General features: G+C 73.9%; 20 protein-coding genes. 9 read left to right on the top strand and 11 right to left on the bottom strand.

Annotation, left to right across the window (positions count from 1 at the left end; translation table 11 throughout):
• The first annotated feature begins 50 nt into the window (after nt 1-50).
• The 6 genes from AOM05_RS03240 to AOM05_RS03215 all read left to right on the top strand — a co-directional run bounded on the left by AOM05_RS03240 (nt 51) and on the right by AOM05_RS03215 (nt 5,234).
• Nucleotides 51-950, top strand: a complete 900-nt coding sequence (locus AOM05_RS03240) for a phosphotransferase (RefSeq protein ID WP_062519380.1) — start codon at nt 51-53, stop codon at nt 948-950.
• Between the two features lie 77 nt (nt 951-1,027).
• Nucleotides 1,028-1,474, top strand: coding sequence for a DUF6174 domain-containing protein (locus AOM05_RS03235; RefSeq protein ID WP_062519378.1), 447 nt, complete (start codon nt 1,028-1,030; stop codon nt 1,472-1,474).
• Nucleotides 1,475-1,523: 49 nt separating this feature from the next.
• A complete protein-coding gene (locus AOM05_RS03230; RefSeq protein WP_062519376.1) occupies nt 1,524-2,003 on the top strand; it encodes a cation:proton antiporter regulatory subunit in 480 nt (159 codons plus the stop codon).
• Nucleotides 2,004-2,006: 3 nt separating this feature from the next.
• On the top strand, nt 2,007-3,251 hold the full coding sequence (locus AOM05_RS03225) for a cation:proton antiporter (RefSeq protein ID WP_082097215.1): 1,245 nt from the start codon (nt 2,007-2,009) through the stop codon (nt 3,249-3,251).
• Between the two features lie 120 nt (nt 3,252-3,371).
• Nucleotides 3,372-4,712: an MFS transporter gene (locus AOM05_RS03220; protein WP_062519375.1), complete on the top strand. Its 1,341-nt coding sequence runs from the start codon at nt 3,372-3,374 to the stop codon at nt 4,710-4,712.
• Between the two features lie 15 nt (nt 4,713-4,727).
• On the top strand, nt 4,728-5,234 hold the full coding sequence (locus AOM05_RS03215) for a GNAT family N-acetyltransferase (protein WP_062519373.1): 507 nt from the start codon (nt 4,728-4,730) through the stop codon (nt 5,232-5,234).
• Here the strand turns inward: AOM05_RS03215 and AOM05_RS03210 are convergent.
• A complete protein-coding gene (locus AOM05_RS03210; RefSeq protein WP_062519372.1) occupies nt 5,224-5,946 on the bottom strand; it encodes a type IV toxin-antitoxin system AbiEi family antitoxin domain-containing protein in 723 nt (240 codons plus the stop codon). The two genes, AOM05_RS03215 and AOM05_RS03210, sit on opposite strands and share 11 nt — an antisense overlap.
• A gap of 419 nt (nt 5,947-6,365) precedes the next feature.
• Between AOM05_RS03210 and AOM05_RS03205 the strand changes: the two genes are divergently transcribed.
• Together AOM05_RS03205 and AOM05_RS03200 are read left to right on the top strand one after the other, a co-directional pair.
• Nucleotides 6,366-6,731, top strand: a complete 366-nt coding sequence (locus AOM05_RS03205) for a VOC family protein (RefSeq protein WP_062519371.1) — start codon at nt 6,366-6,368, stop codon at nt 6,729-6,731.
• A gap of 73 nt (nt 6,732-6,804) precedes the next feature.
• Complete coding sequence (locus AOM05_RS03200; protein ID WP_169746711.1) at nt 6,805-7,218, top strand: type IV pilin protein; 414 nt, start codon at nt 6,805-6,807, stop codon at nt 7,216-7,218.
• A 59-nt stretch (nt 7,219-7,277) separates the two neighbouring features.
• On the opposite strand, the gene metE is transcribed toward AOM05_RS03200, so the two are convergent.
• The 4 genes from metE to AOM05_RS03180 form a co-directional block, all read right to left on the bottom strand.
• The gene (gene metE, locus AOM05_RS03195) at nt 7,278-9,602 is read right to left on the bottom strand and encodes a 5-methyltetrahydropteroyltriglutamate--homocysteine S-methyltransferase (protein ID WP_062519368.1); all 2,325 of its coding nucleotides are present in this window, start codon (nt 9,600-9,602) and stop codon (nt 7,278-7,280) included.
• Between the two features lie 158 nt (nt 9,603-9,760).
• Complete coding sequence (locus tag AOM05_RS03190) at nt 9,761-10,258, bottom strand: GNAT family N-acetyltransferase (protein ID WP_062519367.1); 498 nt, start codon at nt 10,256-10,258, stop codon at nt 9,761-9,763.
• The gene (locus tag AOM05_RS03185) at nt 10,255-10,695 is read right to left on the bottom strand and encodes an OsmC family protein (protein ID WP_062519365.1); all 441 of its coding nucleotides are present in this window, start codon (nt 10,693-10,695) and stop codon (nt 10,255-10,257) included. The genes AOM05_RS03190 and AOM05_RS03185 overlap by 4 nt, the downstream gene beginning before the upstream one ends.
• A gap of 52 nt (nt 10,696-10,747) precedes the next feature.
• Complete coding sequence (locus AOM05_RS03180) at nt 10,748-11,635, bottom strand: methylenetetrahydrofolate reductase (RefSeq protein ID WP_062519363.1); 888 nt, start codon at nt 11,633-11,635, stop codon at nt 10,748-10,750.
• 132 nt (nt 11,636-11,767) lie between these two features.
• On the opposite strand from AOM05_RS03180, the gene AOM05_RS03175 reads away from it, so the two are divergent.
• Nucleotides 11,768-12,334 carry a DNA-3-methyladenine glycosylase I gene (locus AOM05_RS03175; RefSeq protein WP_062519361.1) on the top strand — a complete coding sequence of 189 codons (567 nt, stop codon included), beginning with the start codon at nt 11,768-11,770 and terminating at the stop codon, nt 12,332-12,334.
• 128 nt (nt 12,335-12,462) lie between these two features.
• Here the strand turns inward: AOM05_RS03175 and AOM05_RS03170 are convergent, their stop codons facing one another.
• The 6 genes from AOM05_RS03170 to AOM05_RS03145 all read right to left on the bottom strand — a co-directional run bounded on the left by AOM05_RS03170 (nt 12,463) and on the right by AOM05_RS03145 (nt 17,668).
• Complete coding sequence (locus tag AOM05_RS03170; RefSeq protein ID WP_062519359.1) at nt 12,463-12,975, bottom strand: (deoxy)nucleoside triphosphate pyrophosphohydrolase; 513 nt, start codon at nt 12,973-12,975, stop codon at nt 12,463-12,465.
• 16 nt (nt 12,976-12,991) lie between these two features.
• Nucleotides 12,992-13,375: a glycine cleavage system protein GcvH gene (gene gcvH, locus AOM05_RS03165; RefSeq protein ID WP_062519357.1), complete on the bottom strand. Its 384-nt coding sequence runs from the start codon at nt 13,373-13,375 to the stop codon at nt 12,992-12,994.
• 62 nt (nt 13,376-13,437) lie between these two features.
• A complete protein-coding gene (gcvT, locus tag AOM05_RS03160; RefSeq protein WP_062519355.1) occupies nt 13,438-14,568 on the bottom strand; it encodes a glycine cleavage system aminomethyltransferase GcvT in 1,131 nt (376 codons plus the stop codon).
• A gap of 39 nt (nt 14,569-14,607) precedes the next feature.
• Nucleotides 14,608-15,147, bottom strand: coding sequence for a hypothetical protein (locus tag AOM05_RS03155; protein WP_062519353.1), 540 nt, complete (start codon nt 15,145-15,147; stop codon nt 14,608-14,610).
• Nucleotides 15,144-15,959, bottom strand: coding sequence for a PP2C family protein-serine/threonine phosphatase (locus AOM05_RS03150; protein ID WP_062519351.1), 816 nt, complete (start codon nt 15,957-15,959; stop codon nt 15,144-15,146). The genes AOM05_RS03155 and AOM05_RS03150 overlap by 4 nt, the downstream gene beginning before the upstream one ends.
• Nucleotides 15,956-17,668, bottom strand: a complete 1,713-nt coding sequence (locus AOM05_RS03145; RefSeq protein ID WP_062519349.1) for an FHA domain-containing protein — start codon at nt 17,666-17,668, stop codon at nt 15,956-15,958. Before AOM05_RS03145 ends, AOM05_RS03150 begins: the two co-directional genes overlap by 4 nt.
• Between the last annotated feature and the right edge of the window lie 24 nt (nt 17,669-17,692).

The raw sequence follows: 17,692 nt of genomic DNA, 5'->3' as shown, positions 1-17,692 counted from the left end.
AGCGTCGTGCCTGCGTGATCGCGCATCGTCCCCCCGCTAGGGTGACCAGCATGTTCCCGGGTGCGCGCACGGCTGACCCCCTGGTGGTGGAGGACGCGACCGTCCGCGCCCTCATCGACGACCAGTTCCCGCACCTCGCGGACCTCGAGCTCGGGCGGCGGTACACGCTCGAGGATCACTTCGCGATCCGGATCGGCGACCATCACGGCGCGCTGTTCCCGCGCTTCGCGCACGACGACGCGCTGTTCCGGCGGGCGGCCGACGTGATCGCGCCGCACATCGACCGGTGGGGCTTCCCCGTGAGCGCCCCGATCGAGACCGGGCTGCCCGGCCGCGGCTTCCCGTTCCACTGGTCGCTGGTCGACTGGGTCTCGGCGTCGACCGCGGCGTTCGTGCCGCTGCACGCCGCGTCCGCGCGGGACCTGGGCGCGGCGCTGCGGGCGATCCACGAGCCGGCCCCTGCCGACGCGCCCGCCAACCCGCGGACGGCCGCGGGCCTCGCCTCGCTGGTCGACGACTGGGAGCGGCTGCTGGTGTTCGCGTCGCTGCGCGGCGCCCCCGAGAACCGCGTGCTCGACGTCGAGGCGACCGACGCGCTCTTCCGCACCGGCGTCGACACCCGCGTCGACGTGCCGCCGGCCTGGACGCACGGGCGGCTCGAGCCGCGCTCCATCCAGTCCGATCGCGGCCGCTTCGCGGGCGTGCTCATCTGGCACAACTTCGGCGCCGGGGACCCGGCGGCGGACCTGGGCGGCGCGGCGACGGTGGTGCCGCTCGAGATGCGCGACGAGCTCTACGCCGGCTACGGCGAGGTCTCCGCCGCCACCGCCTGGCGGGCGCAGTCCTACCAGCTGCTCGCCTCGATGCGGCACATCGAGCTCGACGACCCGTTCCTGGCGCGCATGGCGTGGGAGCGGCTCATCGAGCTGGGCCTCGCGCACGAGGCCTGAGCCCGGTCACGATTCGGCCACACCCCTCGACCGGCCGGCTGCCAGGCGCGATGCTGGGGGATATGAGGTGGGGGACGATGCGCGAGGCCGGGTATGGCGTGATGGCGTGCGCGGTCGCGGTGGCGGGCGCGGCGACCCTGGCCGGGTGCGCCGCGCCGGCGCAGGAGCCCTCCGAGCCGTGGGACGAGCCCGACGACTACACGTACGAGGCGACCATCACGGTGTTCGGGCCGACCGCAGGCACGTGGCGGGTGACCGTACGCGATCGGGACGTCGTCGACGTCGAACCGCTCGACGCGACCGCCGAGTACGAGGCCTCACGGGAGACCTGGACCGGCGCAGAGCTGTTCCCCACGCTCGTGGAGGTCGTCGAGACGTACAACCTCGTCGTCATGGGCGACCCTCATGTGGCGGTGCTCGAGGAGGACGAGGACGGCGCACCGGTGCGCGTCGAGCTGGACCCCGACGAGAGCACGAGCGACGACGAGTACCTCATCGAGGTGTCCGAGGTCGCCGTCCCCTGATGCGGGCCGGTCGTAGCCGTCGGCCCACGTACGTGGGACAGTAGGCCGCATGGACATCTTCGAGACCCCGCTCCCCGGAGTCGGCGTCCGCTACGAGTTCACCGCGGAGGGCGGCGACCACATCGGCGTGGTGGTCCGGCGCGACGGCAAGCGCGACCTCGCGCTGTACGACCGCGAGGACCCCGACGCCTGCCGCGGCACCGTGGAGCTCACGGAGGGCGACTCGGGCAAGCTCGCCGACCTGCTGGGCGGGACCAACATCATCGCCAGGCTCGAGGACCTCCGCCACACCATCGTGGGGCTCGCGATCGAGTGGGTGACCATGCCCAAGTCCGGCGGCCTGGTGGGCCGCTCCCTCGCGGAGGGCCGGATCCGCACCGTCACGTCCGCGTCCGTGGTCGCGGTGATCCGCGGCGACCAGGGCATCCCCGGGATCGAGCCGTCCTTCATCTTCGAGCCGGGGGACGTGGTCCTCGTCATGGGCTCCGACGAGGCCGTCGACCGCGCGGCCGCGATCCTGACGGGCTGACGGATGGACGCCGCGACCGCACCCTTCACGGGACTGCGTGTCGCAGTCGAGGGCGCCCACGGGGGCGACACGGCGCTCGTGTTCATCGAGCTCGGCGTCGTGTTCCTGGTCCTCGCACTGCTGGGCCGCCTCGCGGGACGCATCGGGATCCCCTCGATCCCGCTGTACCTCCTCGCGGGCCTGCTCATGGGCGAGGGCGGCTTCATCCCCATCAGCGCGGGCGAGGAGTTCCTGTCGATCGGCGCGCAGATCGGGATCGTGCTGCTGCTGCTCCTGCTCGGGCTCGAGTACTCGCCCGACGACCTGCGCGTGGGCATGCGCACCACGTGGCAGGCGGGGCTGCTCGACCTCGCGCTCAACGCCACGCCGGGCCTCCTGGTCGGGCTGATGATGGGCTGGTCCGTCACCGCCTCGGTGCTGCTCGCGGGCGTCACCTACATCTCCAGCTCGGGCATCATCGCGCGCCTGCTCGACGACTTCGACCGGGTCGCCAACCGCGAGACGCCCGTCATCCTCAGCCTGCTGGTGATGGAGGACATCGCGATGGCGCTGTTCCTGCCCATCCTCGCGGTCATGCTGGTGGGCGCGACACTGCTGCAGGGGGCGATCGCCGCCGCGATCGCCATCGCCATCGTCGCCGCGGCGTTCCTGTTCGCGATGCGCTTCTCGCGCCAGCTGTCGACCGCGGTGCACTCGCACTCGCGCGAGCTGCTGCTGCTGAGCGTGCTGGGCCTCGCGTTCCTGGTCGCGGGACTCGCGGAGGCGGTGCAGGTGTCCGCCGCGGTCGGAGCGTTCCTCCTGGGGCTGACGCTGTCGGGCAACGTCGCCGACCAGCTGCGCAGCCTCATGCCGCCGCTGCGCGACGTGTTCGGCGGGATCTTCTTCGTGTTCTTCGGCATCAGCATCGACCCGCGCGACCTGTGGCCGGTGCTGCTGCCCGCGCTCGGGCTCGCGGTGGTGACCGCGCTCACCAAGATCGTCACGGGCGTGTGGGCCGCGCGGCGCGTCGGGATCGGCCCCAAGGGCCAATGGCGCACGGGCCTGTCGCTCATCCCGCGCGGCGAGTTCTCGATCGTCATCGCGGGGCTGGGCGTCGCCGCCGGAGCGCAGCCCCTGCTGGGACCGTTCGCGGCCGCCTACGTGCTCATGCTCGCCGTCGCCGGGTCGATCCTCATGCGCTACGCGGACCACATCCCGTCGCCCCTCAAGCCCCCCACGCCACGGTCACGGTCCCGCACGCCCGTGTGAGACCATGGGCCATCGTCCCGGCGGGCCTCACCCGGGGACGATGCGCCGGCCACGTCGCGCAGTTGGCGTGGCTTCCGCGCGAGGACGCGCGAGATGTCTTCTTCCCTGTGAGGTTCCGTCATGCTCTCCCCCTATCGGGGCATCCTCGCCCTGCCCGGCGCACGCGCGTTCACGGCCTGGGGCCTGCTCGCGCGCATCCAGATGGGGCTCACCGGGCTGGCGACCTTCCTGCTGGTGCAGATCGAGTACGGCCGCTACGAGTTCGGCGGCATGGTGGTCGCCGCCATCGCGATCTCCTACGCCATCGTGTCGCCGCAGGTGGGACGGCTGGTCGACGCGTACGGGCAGTCACGCGTGCTGCGCATCGGCTACGCGATCGCGATCGTGGGCCGCATCGCGATGATCGCGGCGGCGCTCACGCACCAGCCCATCTGGGTGCTCATCGCGCTCACGCCGCTGTTCGCGGCGGGCGGGACGCAGTCGACGCACACCCGCGCACGCTGGACGCACATCGTGCCCGACAAGGACGCGCTCAACACCGCGTTCTCCCTCGAGTCCTCGCTCGAGGAGGTGCTGTTCGTCGCGGGCCCGGCGCTCGCGACGGTGCTCGCGACGCAGGTGACGTCGTGGCTGCCGTCCGCGATCGCGGTGGTGTCGCTGGCGATCGGCGGCTACGGCTTCCTCTCCCTCAAGGCGACGGAGCCCCCGGCGCGGCGCGCGGACGCCCGCCGCTTCCAGGCCGAGCACGACCACAGCACCGCCCTCGTCATCGACGGCACCCTCGAGCGCGTGGGCCTGCCGCCGCGGCCGCGCGGCCTGCGCCGCTACCGGGGCGCCCTGCGCGGCCACCTGCTGGTCACCACCCCCGCGCTGATCGTCACCACCGTGATCTTCGCGACGCAGGGGGCGATGTTCGCCTCGGTCGACGCGGCGACGGTCGCCTTCGCGGAGGAGCTGGGTCACAAGGACATGGCCGGGCTGGTGCTGGCGGTGTGGGCGATCGGCTCGCTGGTCGGCGGTCTCGCGTACGGCTCGCGCGTGTGGGCGCGGACGCTCGCGTCGCGCCTGCTGTGGGGGGTGTCGGTGACGGGGATCGGCGCGGTGTCCTTCATGTTCGCGCCGGGCCTGCTCGCGCTCGGGGCGCTGATGTTCCTCACGGGCCTGGCGATCGCGCCGACCATGGCGGTGGGCGACGGTGTCACGCACGCGCTGGTGCCGCGTTCGCGCCTGACCGAGGGCATGACGTGGACCCGCACCGGCATGGACGTGGGCATCGCCGCGGGCGCATGGCTGGCGGGCGCGATCATCGACCGGCACGGCTCTCAGGGCGGCTTCCTGGTGACGGCGTGCGCGGGCGTCGCGGGCGTGGCGATCGCCGCGGCGTCGTGGCGGTACCTGCGGGCGCGCCGCGCCTACGAGGAGCAGATCACCCGCGACGAGGACCTGGTGGTCCCCGCCTGACCCGATAATGGGCTGGTGATCCGAGACGCCGGCCCCGCCCGCGATGCGGCCCGCATCGCCGAGATCTACGACCACTACGTCGCGGAGGCGACGGCGACGTTCGAGACCGAGCCGGTCTCGGTCGATGAGATGTGGGCGCGCATCGCGCGCATCCAGGAGCGCGGGCTGCCGTGGATCGTCTCCGAGAGGGACGATGCGGTGGTCGGATACGCGTACGCCGGCCCCTTCCGTGACCGCGCGGCCTACCGGCACACGCTGGAGTCGACCATCTACCTCGACGCGTCCGCGCGACGGGCGGGCGTCGGGACGGAGCTCTATACGGCGCTGCTGGAGCGGCTGCGCGGGCTGTCGGGCTCCGAACACGCTCCCGTGCACTCGGTGATGGGCGTGATCGCGCTGCCGCACGAGGGCTCGGTCGCGCTGCACGAGCGGCTCGGCTTCGCGCACGTGGGCACCATCGCGGACGCGGGCTACAAGTTCGACCGCTGGATCGACGTGGGCTACTGGCAGCTCATGCTCTGACGCCCCTGAGCCGCTCGTAGGCGCGCTTGCGCCGCTGCCCCGACGCGGTGGTCATGACATCGCGGGTCGGCACGTCCAGGATGAGCGCCTGGGCGACGGCGAGGGCGCTCTCGCCCACGCCGGAGCGCTCCGGACTGTGCATGAGGTCGAGCGCAGTCTGGATGCGCGACGTGTACCGGACCGTGCAGAGGTCGCCAGGCTTGGTGTCGAGCACGGGACCCGCGGGCGCCGGACGGGCGGGGATCCGGTTGTTCGGCGGCCAGCCGATCCGCGATTCGTGGCGCTGGTGGAACCGCACCACCGCGGAGATCCCCGGGAGGTCGCGGTCGCGCATCTGGCGCGGCACGGTGACGTGGACCTCGCGTCCCCAGGGTTCGCAGACGCCGTGGAGCGCGGCCGCCGAGATCCCCGACACGTAGGGCCACACCGCGCCGAAGGTGCGCGCCGCGAGCAGCCACGCGACCTGCACGGGATCCGGCTGCCACTCGGGATCGGCGTCGCGCGGGACCACCACGTGGAGCCCCGGGGCGACCGTCGCGATCGCGCCCTCGCGCCGCCTCTCGGCCAGCCACCCCTGCGGGGTGCGCGTGGCGCGTGACAGGTCCGCGGTGGCGAAGAGCGGGAAGCTCAGCGGAGCCTGCGATGCCCACCCGGCCAGCCTCGTCCACCGCGCCCGGGGCGAGTCCCGCAACGGCAGCCTGGCGACGCGCATCGTCCGTCCTCCCCTCCCCGCGAGAGCGCCCGCCCCACCTCGTGTCGCACCACTCGCCGTTTTCATGCAGTCTCGCGGCGGCACGCCGCGTGGCGCGGCCGGCCGAGGCGGATCCGGGGACAGGTCGGCGGCGCCGAGGGGTTGGGGACATCCGTGGGGCCGGCGGGAGACCAACGGCCGGACGCACGCGTCACCCCTCGTAGATGACTGATGCGAGCCCTGGTGAGCTCCGGTGCCACGTGCAGGCGCCGGGAACGCGCGGAGGTGCGCCGACGCGGCCGGCGGCGGCGCGGGAGGCGCGACCGCGCACGACGCCCGCGAAAGTGCATGAAAACGGCAAGTGGGGGTGCACGACCCTCGGCATGGAGCCTCGGGCGTTCGGCGGGCGCGCACGCCGGCCGCGTTGCACGATGGTGCGCATGGGCGTGCTGACGTGGTTCGAGATCCCCGCGAGCGACCTGGCGCGCGCGACCGCGTTCTACGAGGCGGTGCTGGAGCGTGCGCTCGTGCCGGAGGACATCGGGGACGGCAGGCCCAAGTCGCTCATCCCCGACGGGGGCCGCATGGCGGGCGCCCTCTCCCATGGCGGTGACTGGGTGCCTTCCGACCACGGCGTGATCGTGTACCTTGACGGCGGCGACGACCTGCAGGGGCTGCTCGACCGCGTGGTTGCGGCGGGCGGCGCGATAGTCGAGCCCAAGCAGACCGTCGATGCGACGTCGGGATGGTGGGCGCGCTTCACGGACACCGAGGGCAACATCATCGGGGTCCTGTCGCCGCACTGACCGCGCATCATGCCTGTTGCGCGCGGCGGTGATCGCGGGTCACACTGAGCACGGAGCCTTGAGGGGGGTTCGCATGTGGGGGAGATTCACGCGCCGTGATGGCGGGTACTCGATGGTCGAGCTGGTGGTGGTGATCGTCATCATCGGCGTCCTGGCGGCGGTCGCGATACCGCTGTACCTGAACCATCAGAACAAGGCCAACGACGCCGCCGCGCAGTCGGACGCCATGAACCTGGGCACGCTCATCCGCGCCGCCTACGACGAGAACACCACCGTGGTCGACGTCGACCTGGTGGACGGCGAGTACGTCATCGACGGCGACCCGGTGCTCGCCGCGTCGCCGGGCGTCGAGTTCGTCGCGTGGACGCCGGGCGACATCGACAGCTGGTGCGTGCAGCTCATGCACCCGAACGGCGACGTGTCCGACGACCCGGGGGTGCGCTTCGACGCCCAGAACGGGTACGTCGAGAACGCCGAGTGCTCCTGACATAGCGCCACGGCCCGGCCCCCGCGAGCGGGAAGCCGGGCCGTGGACCAGGGAGGACGCTACGCGCGGACGGCGCGGGTCGCCTCCATCATGTGCTCGAGCGTCGCGGTGGTCTCCGCGTACGCACGGGTCTTGAGGCCGCAGTCGGGGTTGACCCACAGCTGCTTGCCGGGGATCGACTCCTTCGCCAGCGTCAGGAGCTCGGTGATCTCCTGCGTCGACGGCACGCGCGGCGAGTGGATGTCCCACACGCCCGGGCCGATCTGGCGCTCGTAGCCGTGGCCCTTGATCGCCGGCAGCACCTCCATGCGCGAGCGCGCCGCCTCGATGGAGGTCACGTCCGCGTTGAGGCCGTCGATCGCGTCGATGATCTCGCCGAACTCCGAGTAGCACAGGTGCGTGTGCACCTGGGTGTCGTCGTGAGCGCCCGAGGTCGCGAGGCGGAACGAGTTCACCGACCACTCGAGGTACGCCGCCTGGTCCTTCTTCTTCAGCGGCAGCAGCTCGCGCAGCGCGGGCTCGTCGACCTGGATGATGCCGATGCCGGCCGCCTCGAGGTCGCGGACCTCGTCGCGCAGCGCGAGGCCCACCTGGTTGGCGGTCACGCCGAGCGGCTGGTCGTCGCGCACGAACGACCACGCGAGGATGGTCACCGGGCCCGTGAGCATGCCCTTCATCGGACGCTCGGTGAGCGACTGCGCGTACGCGGTCCACGCGACGGTCATCGGCGCGGGCCGGGTCACGTCGCCCCACAGGATCGACGGGCGCGTGCAGCGCGAGCCGTACGACTGCACCCAGCCGTTGACCGTCACGTCGAAACCGTCGAGCAGCTCCGCGAAGTACTGGACCATGTCGTTGCGCTCGGCCTCGCCGTGCACCAGGACGTCGAGACCCAGCTCCTCCTGGAGGGCGACCACGCGGGCGATCTCCGCCTTCATGGCCTCCTCGTAGGCAGCGTCGTCGATCTGGCCCTTGGCCCACGCGGCGCGCGCCTTGCGGATGTCCTGCGTCTGCGGGAACGAGCCGATCGTGGTGGTCGCGAGCTCCGGCAGGCCGAAGCGGGCGTCCTGAGCGGCCGCGCGCACGGCGTACGCGGGACGGTCGAGGTCCGCGGGCGTGACGGCCGCGAGGGCGGCGCGCACGTCGGCCTTGTTGGTGCCCGGGTGAGCCTTGCGCGAGGCGAGGGCCGCGCGGGCCGCCGCCAGCGCATCGTCCACCGCCGCCTCGCCCTGTGCGCGGGCCGTCGCGAGCGTGACGATCTCCGCGACCTTCTGGTCCGCGAAGGCGAGCCAGCTGAGCAGCTCGGCACCCAGGTGCTCCTCGCCCTCGAGGGTGTGGGGCACGTGGAACAGCGAGGTGGAGCTCGAGACGGCGACGGTCGCGCCGAGGGCCTCGATCTCCGCAGCCTTGCGCAGCGCGGCGTCGAGGTCGGTGCGCCAGATGTTGTGGCCGTCGACCACGCCGGCGACCACGGTCACGCCGGACAGGTCCGTGCCCGAGGGGACGGCGCCGCGCACCAGGTCGATGCCGATCGCCTCGACGCCGGAGTCCTTGAGGACCGGCAGCGCCTCGTCGAGCGAGTTGTACGGCGCGGCCACGAACAGCGCGGGGCGGTTCGCGAGCGCGGCGAGCGAGCCGTAGACCTTGGCGGCGTTGGCGAGGACCTCGTCGCGGTCGGCGTCGATGTCGGCGACCAGGATGGGCTCGTCGATCTGGACCCACGGGGCGCCCGCGGCCTTGAAGGCCTCGAGCAGGTTGCCGTAGACCTCGAGGACGTCCTCGAGGCGCTGGATGGGGCGGAAGCCCTCGGGCGCCTCGTCGCTGGCCTTCGACAGGTACAGGAACGTGAGCGGGCCGGTGATCACGGGGCGCGTGACGTAGCCCGCGTCCTTCGCCTCGACGAACTGGTCGACCCAGCGGGTGCTCGAGAGCGCGAAGTGCGTCTCGGGGCCGATCTCGGGGACCAGGTAGTGGTAGTTCGAGTCGAACCACTTGGTCATCTCGAGCGGGGCCTTGTCGCCCACGCCGCGCGCGATGGTCGAGTAGCCGGCCAGGTCCACCGAGCCGTCGGCGGCGCGGAGGTCCGCGAAGCGGGTGGGCACGGCACCGAGGGTGACGGCGGCGTCGAGCATGTGGTCGTAGAACGAGAAGTTGCTCGGGATCGCCGCGGCGTCCTTGTCGAGGCCCAGCTGCGCGAGGGTCGCGAGGTTCGCGAGGCGGAGCTCCTTGGCGGAGGCCTCGAGCTCGGACGCGGTGGTCGCGCCCTTCCAGAAGGACTCGAGGGCCTTCTTCAGCTCGCGCATCCGGCCGATGCGGGGGTAGCCCAGGATGGTGCCGCCCGGGAAGGTGTGCGCAGGGACAGAGACGTTGTTCTGCTCAGACATGATTCCTCATGGGGGTGGTGCGCGGCGGGCTCGCCATTGCGCTTGGTCGACGCGACGCGCGCCGAGTTGCGCGGTCAGACTAACGCGTCGCGGCGGCTTCCGCCAGGGGGGATGTCCGGCAAGTGGACGCGGCGTCCCACTTGGTGGACGCTTGTCGATCAGCCCTGAGGCGTCGCGGCGTCGGCCATCTCGACCACCGAGATGAGCGCGCCGGTGCGGCTGACGCGCTCGCCACTACCCGTGATCTCCATGCCCAGCCCCTGGTAGATCGCGATGTTGCCGGACTCGGAGGCGCGCACCAGGCAGCTCAGGCCCGGGCGGCCCTGGGCGTGCGCGTGGGCGCGCAGGGCGCGGACCATCGCGGCGGCGATCCCCCGGCCGCGGGCCTCGGAGGCCACGCCGAGCCTTCCGAAGTACAGCGAGCCGTCCTCCGCCGGATGATGCTTCGCGGACGCCACCGCGCGGCCGTCGACGCGGGCGATCGCGACGGCGGTGCCGGCGGCCATCTCCTCGAGCAGGGTGTCGCGCGTCTCCGTCATCGCGCCCGACGCGAGGCCCGTCGCGGCGTACTCGGCGAACGCGGCGTGCATGACGGCGATCGCCTCGGCGGCGGCCTCGGGCCCCGCGTCGATCTCGATCTCGAGCGGGACGGTCACGCCTCCGGGTCCGCGCCCTTCTCGACGAGCGCGACGGGGACGCCGGCCTCGACGGTGCGCGACACGGTGCAGTGCTTCTCGTGCGACGCGCGCAGCGCGGCGCCGATGCGCTTGCGGGCGGCGTCGCCCTGCTCGCCCTCGGGGAACGCCAGGTCGAACACCACGCGGATGTTCTCGAGGATGTTCGCGCCGTCCTCGCTGACCTTGTCGGCGGAGGCGGTCACCTCGAAGGTGTCGGGCTCGGCGCGCCGGGTGGTCATGGCGTCGACGTCGATCGAGGAGCAGCCCGCGATGGCGGCGAGCATGAGCTCGACCGGGCTCAGCAGGCCCTCGCCGCGCCCGAAGCGCAGCTGGGAGCCGTCCGCGCCGGTGGCGACGTAGACGCCCTCGGACTCGCGGGTGAGGGTGACGGAGCGGGGGGTGACGGAACGGGTCATGCGTCGATGGTCGCATGCCCCGGGGGGTGCCGGGTTCCGGCCCCGGCGCGGGTCAGCCGCGCACGAGCCCCATCGCGTCGACCAGCTCCAGCGCCGCGGCGCTCTGGTTGAACGTGATGATGTGGATGCCGGGCGCGCCCGCGTCGAGGAGGCCGCGCGCGAGGCGGGCGGCGTGGTCGACGCCCGCGGCGCGTGCCGCGGCGTCGTCCTCCGCGGCCTCGAGCGCGGCGCACAGTTCGGCGGGGGTGTCGACCCCGGTGAGCTCGGCGGCGCGCACGGCGCGGCGGGTGTTGACGATGGGCATGACCTCGGGGATGACCGGGATGCGGATGCCCGCCGCGGCCGCGTCCTCGACCAGCGCCGTGTACTGATCCACCTGGTAGAACACCTGTGTGATGGCGAAGTCGGCGCCGGCGTCCTGCTTCGCGCGGAGCACGTCGAGGCCCAGCTGGCGGAACCGCTCGAGCGCATGCTGCGCGGGGAACGCGGCCACGCCGACGCTGAGGTTGGTCACGCCGTGCGCGTGCGCGACCTCGCGGACCAGCGCGACCAGCTCGTGCGCGTAGAGCAGGCCGTCGGGGTGCGGACGCCAGTCCGCCTGGCCGCGCGGCGGGTCGCCGCGCAGCGCGAGGAAGTCCTGGACACCCTCCTCGAGGTAGGCCTCCACCACCGCGACGAGCTCCGCGCGCGACTGGCCGACGCACGTGAGGTGGGCGAGCGGCGGCACCGTGTGGTCCGCGGCGAGGCGGCGGACCACGTCGCGCGACGCCCCCTGCGTGGTGCCGGCGGCGCCGTACGTGATCGACATGAAGTCCGGTCGCGTCGCCGCGAGCACGTCCATGGTCTGCTCGAGGGTCGACTGCGCCGCGGGGGTGCGGGGCGGGAACAGCTCGTAGGAGAGCGTCGGGCGCGCGGCGGCGAGGAGATCACGGATGGTCATGGCGCGCTCACGATACCCGCCGCTCCGGCGTGCGGCCAGACCCGATGTCCCCAGCACCTCGCGAACCCGGCCCCGTCCCCAGGCGGGCGGGGCGCCCGGGCGACTGTCGCATCGTCCCGTCAGACTGGTCCCATGATCACCGAGACGAACGACCTCATCCGCTGCTTCGGCGCCGGCGACCCGCTGTACGAGCGGTACCACGACGAGGAGTGGGGCCTGCCGGTGCACGGCGACGCGGCGCTCCTGGAGAGGATCGTGCTCGAGGGGGCGCAGTCGGGGCTCGCGTGGATCACCATCCTGCGCAAGCGGGACGGCTACCGCGAGGCGTTCGCCGGCTTCGAGCCGGAGGCGGTCGCCGCGTTCGGGGACGCGGACGTGGAGCGGCTGCTCGAGGACGCCGGGATCGTGCGGAACCGGCGCAAGATCGAGTCCGCGATCGTGAACGCGCGCGCGACGGTGGGCCTGCGCGAACAAGGCACCAGCCTGGACGAGCTCTTCTGGAGCTTCGCGCCCGAGCCACGGCCGGCCGCGCCCGCCTCCTGGCAGGACGTGCCGGCCTCGACGCCGGAGTCCGTCGCGCTGGCGAAGGCGCTCAAGCAGGCCGGATTCGTGTTCGTGGGGCCCACCACCATGTACGCGGCGATGCAGGCCTGCGGGCTGGTCGACGACCACATCGCGGGGTGCGTCGCGGCGCGGTAGAGGGTGCGACCTGGGTCAGACCAGGCATGCGGGACCAAGGTCTGTCGCGAGTTGTCCACATTTGTATCCACTTGATGTGGATATGTCCGGATTGACGGTCCGGTGCGCGTGAATCGTGCGCGGGGGTGTCAGCAGTAGGCGCTGCGGTGGCGCTCGATCGCGTCGTCGAGGAGCGCCTCGACGATCCTCTTGTCCGCGGGCAGCCACGGCACGTCGCGCCAGCCGCCGGGCTCGAGCCAGCGCAGCTCGTCGTGGTCCTCGAGGGGGCGCGGCTCCACGGCCGCGCCGTCCGCGCCGGGCAGGATCCGCGCCCACCACACGCGCATGACCAGGCGCTCGAGGTCGGCGTCGCCGGGGCGGAGCATCCACACGGGGGCGTCGCCGCACGCGTCCTCGATGCCGTGGCCGTCGTCGGGGCCCACCACCTCGTCGCCGATCTCGACCTCGACGCCGAGCTCCTCGCGCAGCTCGCGGCGCAGCGCGTGCTCGGGGCTCTCGCCGCGCTCGACCTTGCCGCCGGCGAACTCCCACAGGCCCGCGAGCGCCGAGGGGGCGCTGCGGCGGGCGGCGAGGAGCCGGCGGGGGGCCTCGAGGGAGTCGGTGATGGCGGCGGCCACCACCAGACGCGTGTTGACAGGCACGGGGACGGCCCGTCCGCTACTCGACCGTCGCCGCGTAGGCCTCGGCGTCGAGCAGGTCGGTCGCGGTCTCGGAGACCTCGACCTTGAAGATCCAGCCGTCGCCGTAGGCGTCGGAGTTGATGGTCTCGGGCGAGGACTCGAGGCCCTCGTTGACCGCCGTGACGGTGCCGGAGACCGGCGAGTACAGCTCGCTCACGGCCTTTGTCGACTCGAGCTCGCCGCAGACCTCGCCCGCGATCACGGTGTCGCCCACCCGGGGCGCCTCGACGTACACGATGTCGCCGAGCGCCTGCGCGGCGTGCTCGGTGATCCCGATGGTCACCTCCGCACCCGCGTCGGGCTCGCCGGAGACCCACTCGTGCTCGGCGGAGTACGCGAGCTCCTCGGGAACGTTCGACATGGCTACCCCTCTCTGGGGACGGTTCTGCGGTGGAGCGCCGGCGGGCCGGCCCTGGGACGAGCCTACGAGGCCCGCGAGTAGAACGGTAGCGCCGTCACGGTCATGTCCTCGCGCCTGCCGCGCACGTCGATCCCGACCACCGTCCCCGGCTCCGCGAGCGACGCCGGGACGTACGCCATCGCGATGGGCCGGCCCAGCGTGGGCGACGGCGCTCCGGACGTCACCACGCCCACGGCCGCGCCGTCCGCATCGAGAACCGGGTAGCCGGCGCGGGCCGCGCGGCGGCCGTCGCCCACCAGGCCGACCAGGACCCGCGACGGACCCTCGACCTTCGCGCGCAGCAGCGCCTCGCGGCCCACGAAGTCGCCGCGCGGCTTGGCGGCGGTGCCGAACGCGACGATCCGCCCGAGGCCCGCGTCGAACGGCGTGGTGTCGCGCGTGAGCTCCTGGCCGTACAGCGGCATGCCCGCCTCGAGGCGCAGCGTGTCGCGCGAGGACAGCCCGCACGGGACGATCCCGTCGGCGGCCCCGGTCTCGAGCGCCAGCGCCCACACGGCCGCGGCCTCGTCCGCGTCGACGAACAGCTCGAAGCCGTCCTCGCCGGTGTACCCGGTGCGCGCGACGAAGGCGTGGATGTCGCCGCTGAGCAGGACGTTCGCGGCCGAGTAGTAGCGCATCGCACGGATGTCGTCGTCGCCGCGGGTGCACATGCGCGCCACGATCCCCTCGGCCAGCGGCCCCTGCACGGCGATGAGCGCGACCTCGGCGGAGATGTCCTCGAGCGTCGCGTCGAAGCCCTCGAGGCGGGCGCTGAGCTCGGCGACCACCACGTCCTTGTTGGCGGCGTTGGCGACGATGATGAAGTGGTCCCAGTCGCGGCGGTACACGATCAGGTCGTCGATCACGCCACCCGCGGGCGTGCAGAGCATCGTGTACTTCGCGCCCCACAGCGCGACCGCGGACATGCGGCCCGCGAGCGCGTGGTCGAGGAACGCCTCCGCACCGTCGCCCCGCACGGAGATCTCGCCCATGTGCGACAGGTCGAACAGCCCGGCCGCGGTGCGGACAGCGGTGTGCTCGGCGATGTCGCCCGTGTAGCGGACCGGCATCTCCCAGCCCGCGAACGGGACCAGCGTCGCGCCGAGCGCGACGTGCTGGTCGTGGAGGGGGGAGCGCAGGGTGGCGTCGGACATGCGGCCAGCCTAGCGGCGGCACCGGGGGCCGCAGCGGCGCTACAGCAGCGCGAGCGCGACGCCCGCGGCGGCCGCCAGCGCGGCGGCACCGCCCGCGACGGCGAGCACCCGGCGACGCCGCCGACCGCGCGCGTCCGCGACCCGCCGCGCCTCGCGCGCGGGCTGGTCCATCACCTGCGCGAGCGGCCCCGTGTCGCGCGGCGGCTCGGGCCACACGCCCGCGCCGGTCGCGTCCTGGGTGTGCCGGATGCGGGGGTAGTAGTGCTGCGGCGACCCGCCGAAGTCGCCCGCGCGCCCGGGAACGACGGGGACGTGATCGTCGCCGTCGTCGTCGCGCGCGGCGAGGCCCGCGGGGGGCCGCAGGATGCCGTCGGCGGGCGTCCCGAGCGGCGCCGCGGGCCGGGTGGTCGCGCCCGGCGGCTCGGCCGGCTGGGTGGCGCCGTCCGCGATGCGCCGGCGGGACAGGCGGGTGACGTCGGCGTCGCGCCGGGACGATGCGGCGGTCGCCTCGTCCGTCCCGGTCGCCTCGCTCGCGGCGCGGCGGCGCCCCGAGACGCGGGTCTCGTCCTCGCCGCTCACGCGCCGCCTCGCCTCCGCAGGCTCGGGGTGGTGTCCTCGTGCGCGACCTCGCCCCACACCGGCCAGGGCGCCGCCTCGGCGCCGTCGGGGGTGACGGAGGTGGCGTCCGCCACCACCACGGTGACGTTGTCGGTCGCGCCGCGCTCGACGGCGAGGTCGACCAGCGCCGCGGCGGCCGTCTCCGGATCGCCGATGAGCCCCGCGACCTCGCCGATCTCCCGGTCCTCGACCTCCTTGAGCAGCCCGTCGCTCGCCACCACCAGGCGGCGTCCGGGGACCTGCGGCACCAGCCACGCGTCCATCTCGGGGATGTCGTCCCCCACGGCGCGCGTGAGGATGTTCCTGTCCGGGTGCACGGCGGCCTGCGCGGGCGTGATGTGCCCGGCGTCGATGAGCTCCTGCACGTGCGAGTGGTCGACCGTGACCTGCCGCAGCTCGCCGCCGTCGAGGGCGTACGTGCGCGAGTCGCCCACGTTGACCACCATCCACCAGGGACTTCCCGCGTGGGTCACCGCGACCGCGCCGGTCAGGGTGGTGCCGGAGGCGGCCCCCACCTCGATCTGCACCTTGGTCACGTTGCGGCGCGCCTCGAGGTGCGCGCGCTCGACGTCCTCGGGGGTGGCGGCGCCGCCGACCAGGCGCTGGAACGCCTCCATCGCGGCCCAGGCCGCCTCCGCGCCCGCGAGGTGCCCGCCCATGCCGTCCGCGACCACGAACACGGGCGCCGCGGCGATGAACGCATCCTCGTTGCGCGCGCGTCCGCCCACCGCGGTCACGCCCGCGCCGGCGACCTCGGGCGCCGCGCCGCTCATGCCATGCTCCTGCGGCGGATCTCGACCTCGATGTCGCCCAGGATCAGGCGTCCCGCGACGGGCGTCGGGACGCCCTCCGGCACCTGCGCCTCGCGGCCGTCGCCGTCGACCAGGTAGGTCCCGTTGGTGGAGCCGAGATCCTCGACCCACCACGTCCCCGCCTGCAGCACCAGGCGCGCGTGCGCCTTCGAGACCGTGCGGGTCGAGTCCGCGAGGTCCAGCCGGCGCGTGCCGTCGACCGGCGGCAGCCCTCCCTGCCGGCCCAGCAGCACCGCCGAGGCGTCGAACCGGTGCACGCCGCCCTCGGAGGTGAGCAGCTCCCACGCCTCGCGCTGGCGGGTGGAGACCTGGGTGCGGTCGTCGTGGTCGACGTCGGGCGCGGGGGACGATGCGGCGGGCGCCTCCGCCGGCACCGGCGGCGCGGGCGGTGGCGGGGGCGGGATGACGGCGGCGTGGTAGCCGGGCGGCACCGCGCGCTCCTCGTCGACGGTGTCCTCGGCGACGTCAGGCGCGGGCTCGGGGGCGGGCGCGGGTGCCTGCGGCATCTCGAACGTCGGCACCGTGGTGGGAGCCTGCGGCGGGGCGGCCGCGCCGCCGCGCATGTACGGGCTGATGGGGAGGGTCGGGGTCGGCTCGACGTAGACGGGCGCGGCGACCGGCGCGGGCTCCGGCTCGGGCTCGGGCGTGGACTCCAGCTCGGGGGCGGCGGCCTCCGCCTCCGGCAAGGCCGGCGGCACGGCCTCGACCGCGGCCTCCCAGGCCGCCTCCTCGGACGGGGCGGACGGGGCGGACGGCGCCGCGGACGCGCTCGCGGCCGGCGCGACCGGCTCCGGCTCGATCGCCTCGGCGGCGGGCAGGTCGCGGGGCGCGAGCTCGGCGTACGGGGAGCGGCGCTCGGCGCGGGGATCGTCGTCGGCATCGACGCGGGCGAGGCCCGCGTACGGGGACTCGCGGACGGCGATCCGCTCCGTGGTCGGCACCGGCTCGGGCTCGGGCTCGACCGGCGGCGCGGGCTCGGGGTAGCCGTCGCTGCCAGTGAAGGGCTCGACGGGGTACATGTCCTCGACCGCGGGGGCGGCGAACCCCCACGCGGGCGTGGGCACCGGCGCCTCCTCGGCAGGGCCGTCTGCGGAGGCGACCACGGGAGAGGCGGGGGCGGGAGGCTCGGCGACCGGCGCATCGTCCCCCTGCGCGGGGGCGCGCACGGGCACCGTGCCGGACACGGGGCGTACCATGCCGCCCCACCCGACCACGGCCGCCCAGATGCCCGGCGCGACGGCGGCGAGCACCGGCAGCCCGGCGGGGAGGGAGTGATCGAGCCCGAAGCGGTGCGTCTGGACGATCCACATGATCCAGGCGGCGAGCCCCGCGACGGCGGCGACGCCCAGGCCCGCCAGCGCGATCGCGCTCGAGGAGGCCAGCAGCGCGCCGAACGCCCAGGTGGCGAGGCCCAGGAAGGCGAGGACGCGGGCGATCACGGTGCCGGCGACGGTCGACTGCGTGAGGTGCGCGAGGACGGCGTAGCGGACCACCGGGATCCACCCGAGGACGGGGCGGGCGCCCACCTTGCGGTAGACGGCGCCCAGCGCGAGGCCCATCCACACGAGGCCGAGCACGAACCCCGCGACCACCGCCCCGACGAGCGCGAACCCGCCCGGCGCGCCGACCGCGACCTCGCCGGACACCTCCGTGAGGACACCTGCCGTCATCGTCCTGCTCCTTCCCTCGAGCGC

Source organism: Demequina silvatica (genome assembly GCF_000971215.1).
Classification (GTDB): Bacteria; Actinomycetota; Actinomycetes; order Actinomycetales; family Demequinaceae; genus Demequina; species Demequina silvatica.
Note: the sequence above shows the minus strand (reverse complement) of the source record. Positions and strands in the feature narration are given on the sequence as shown.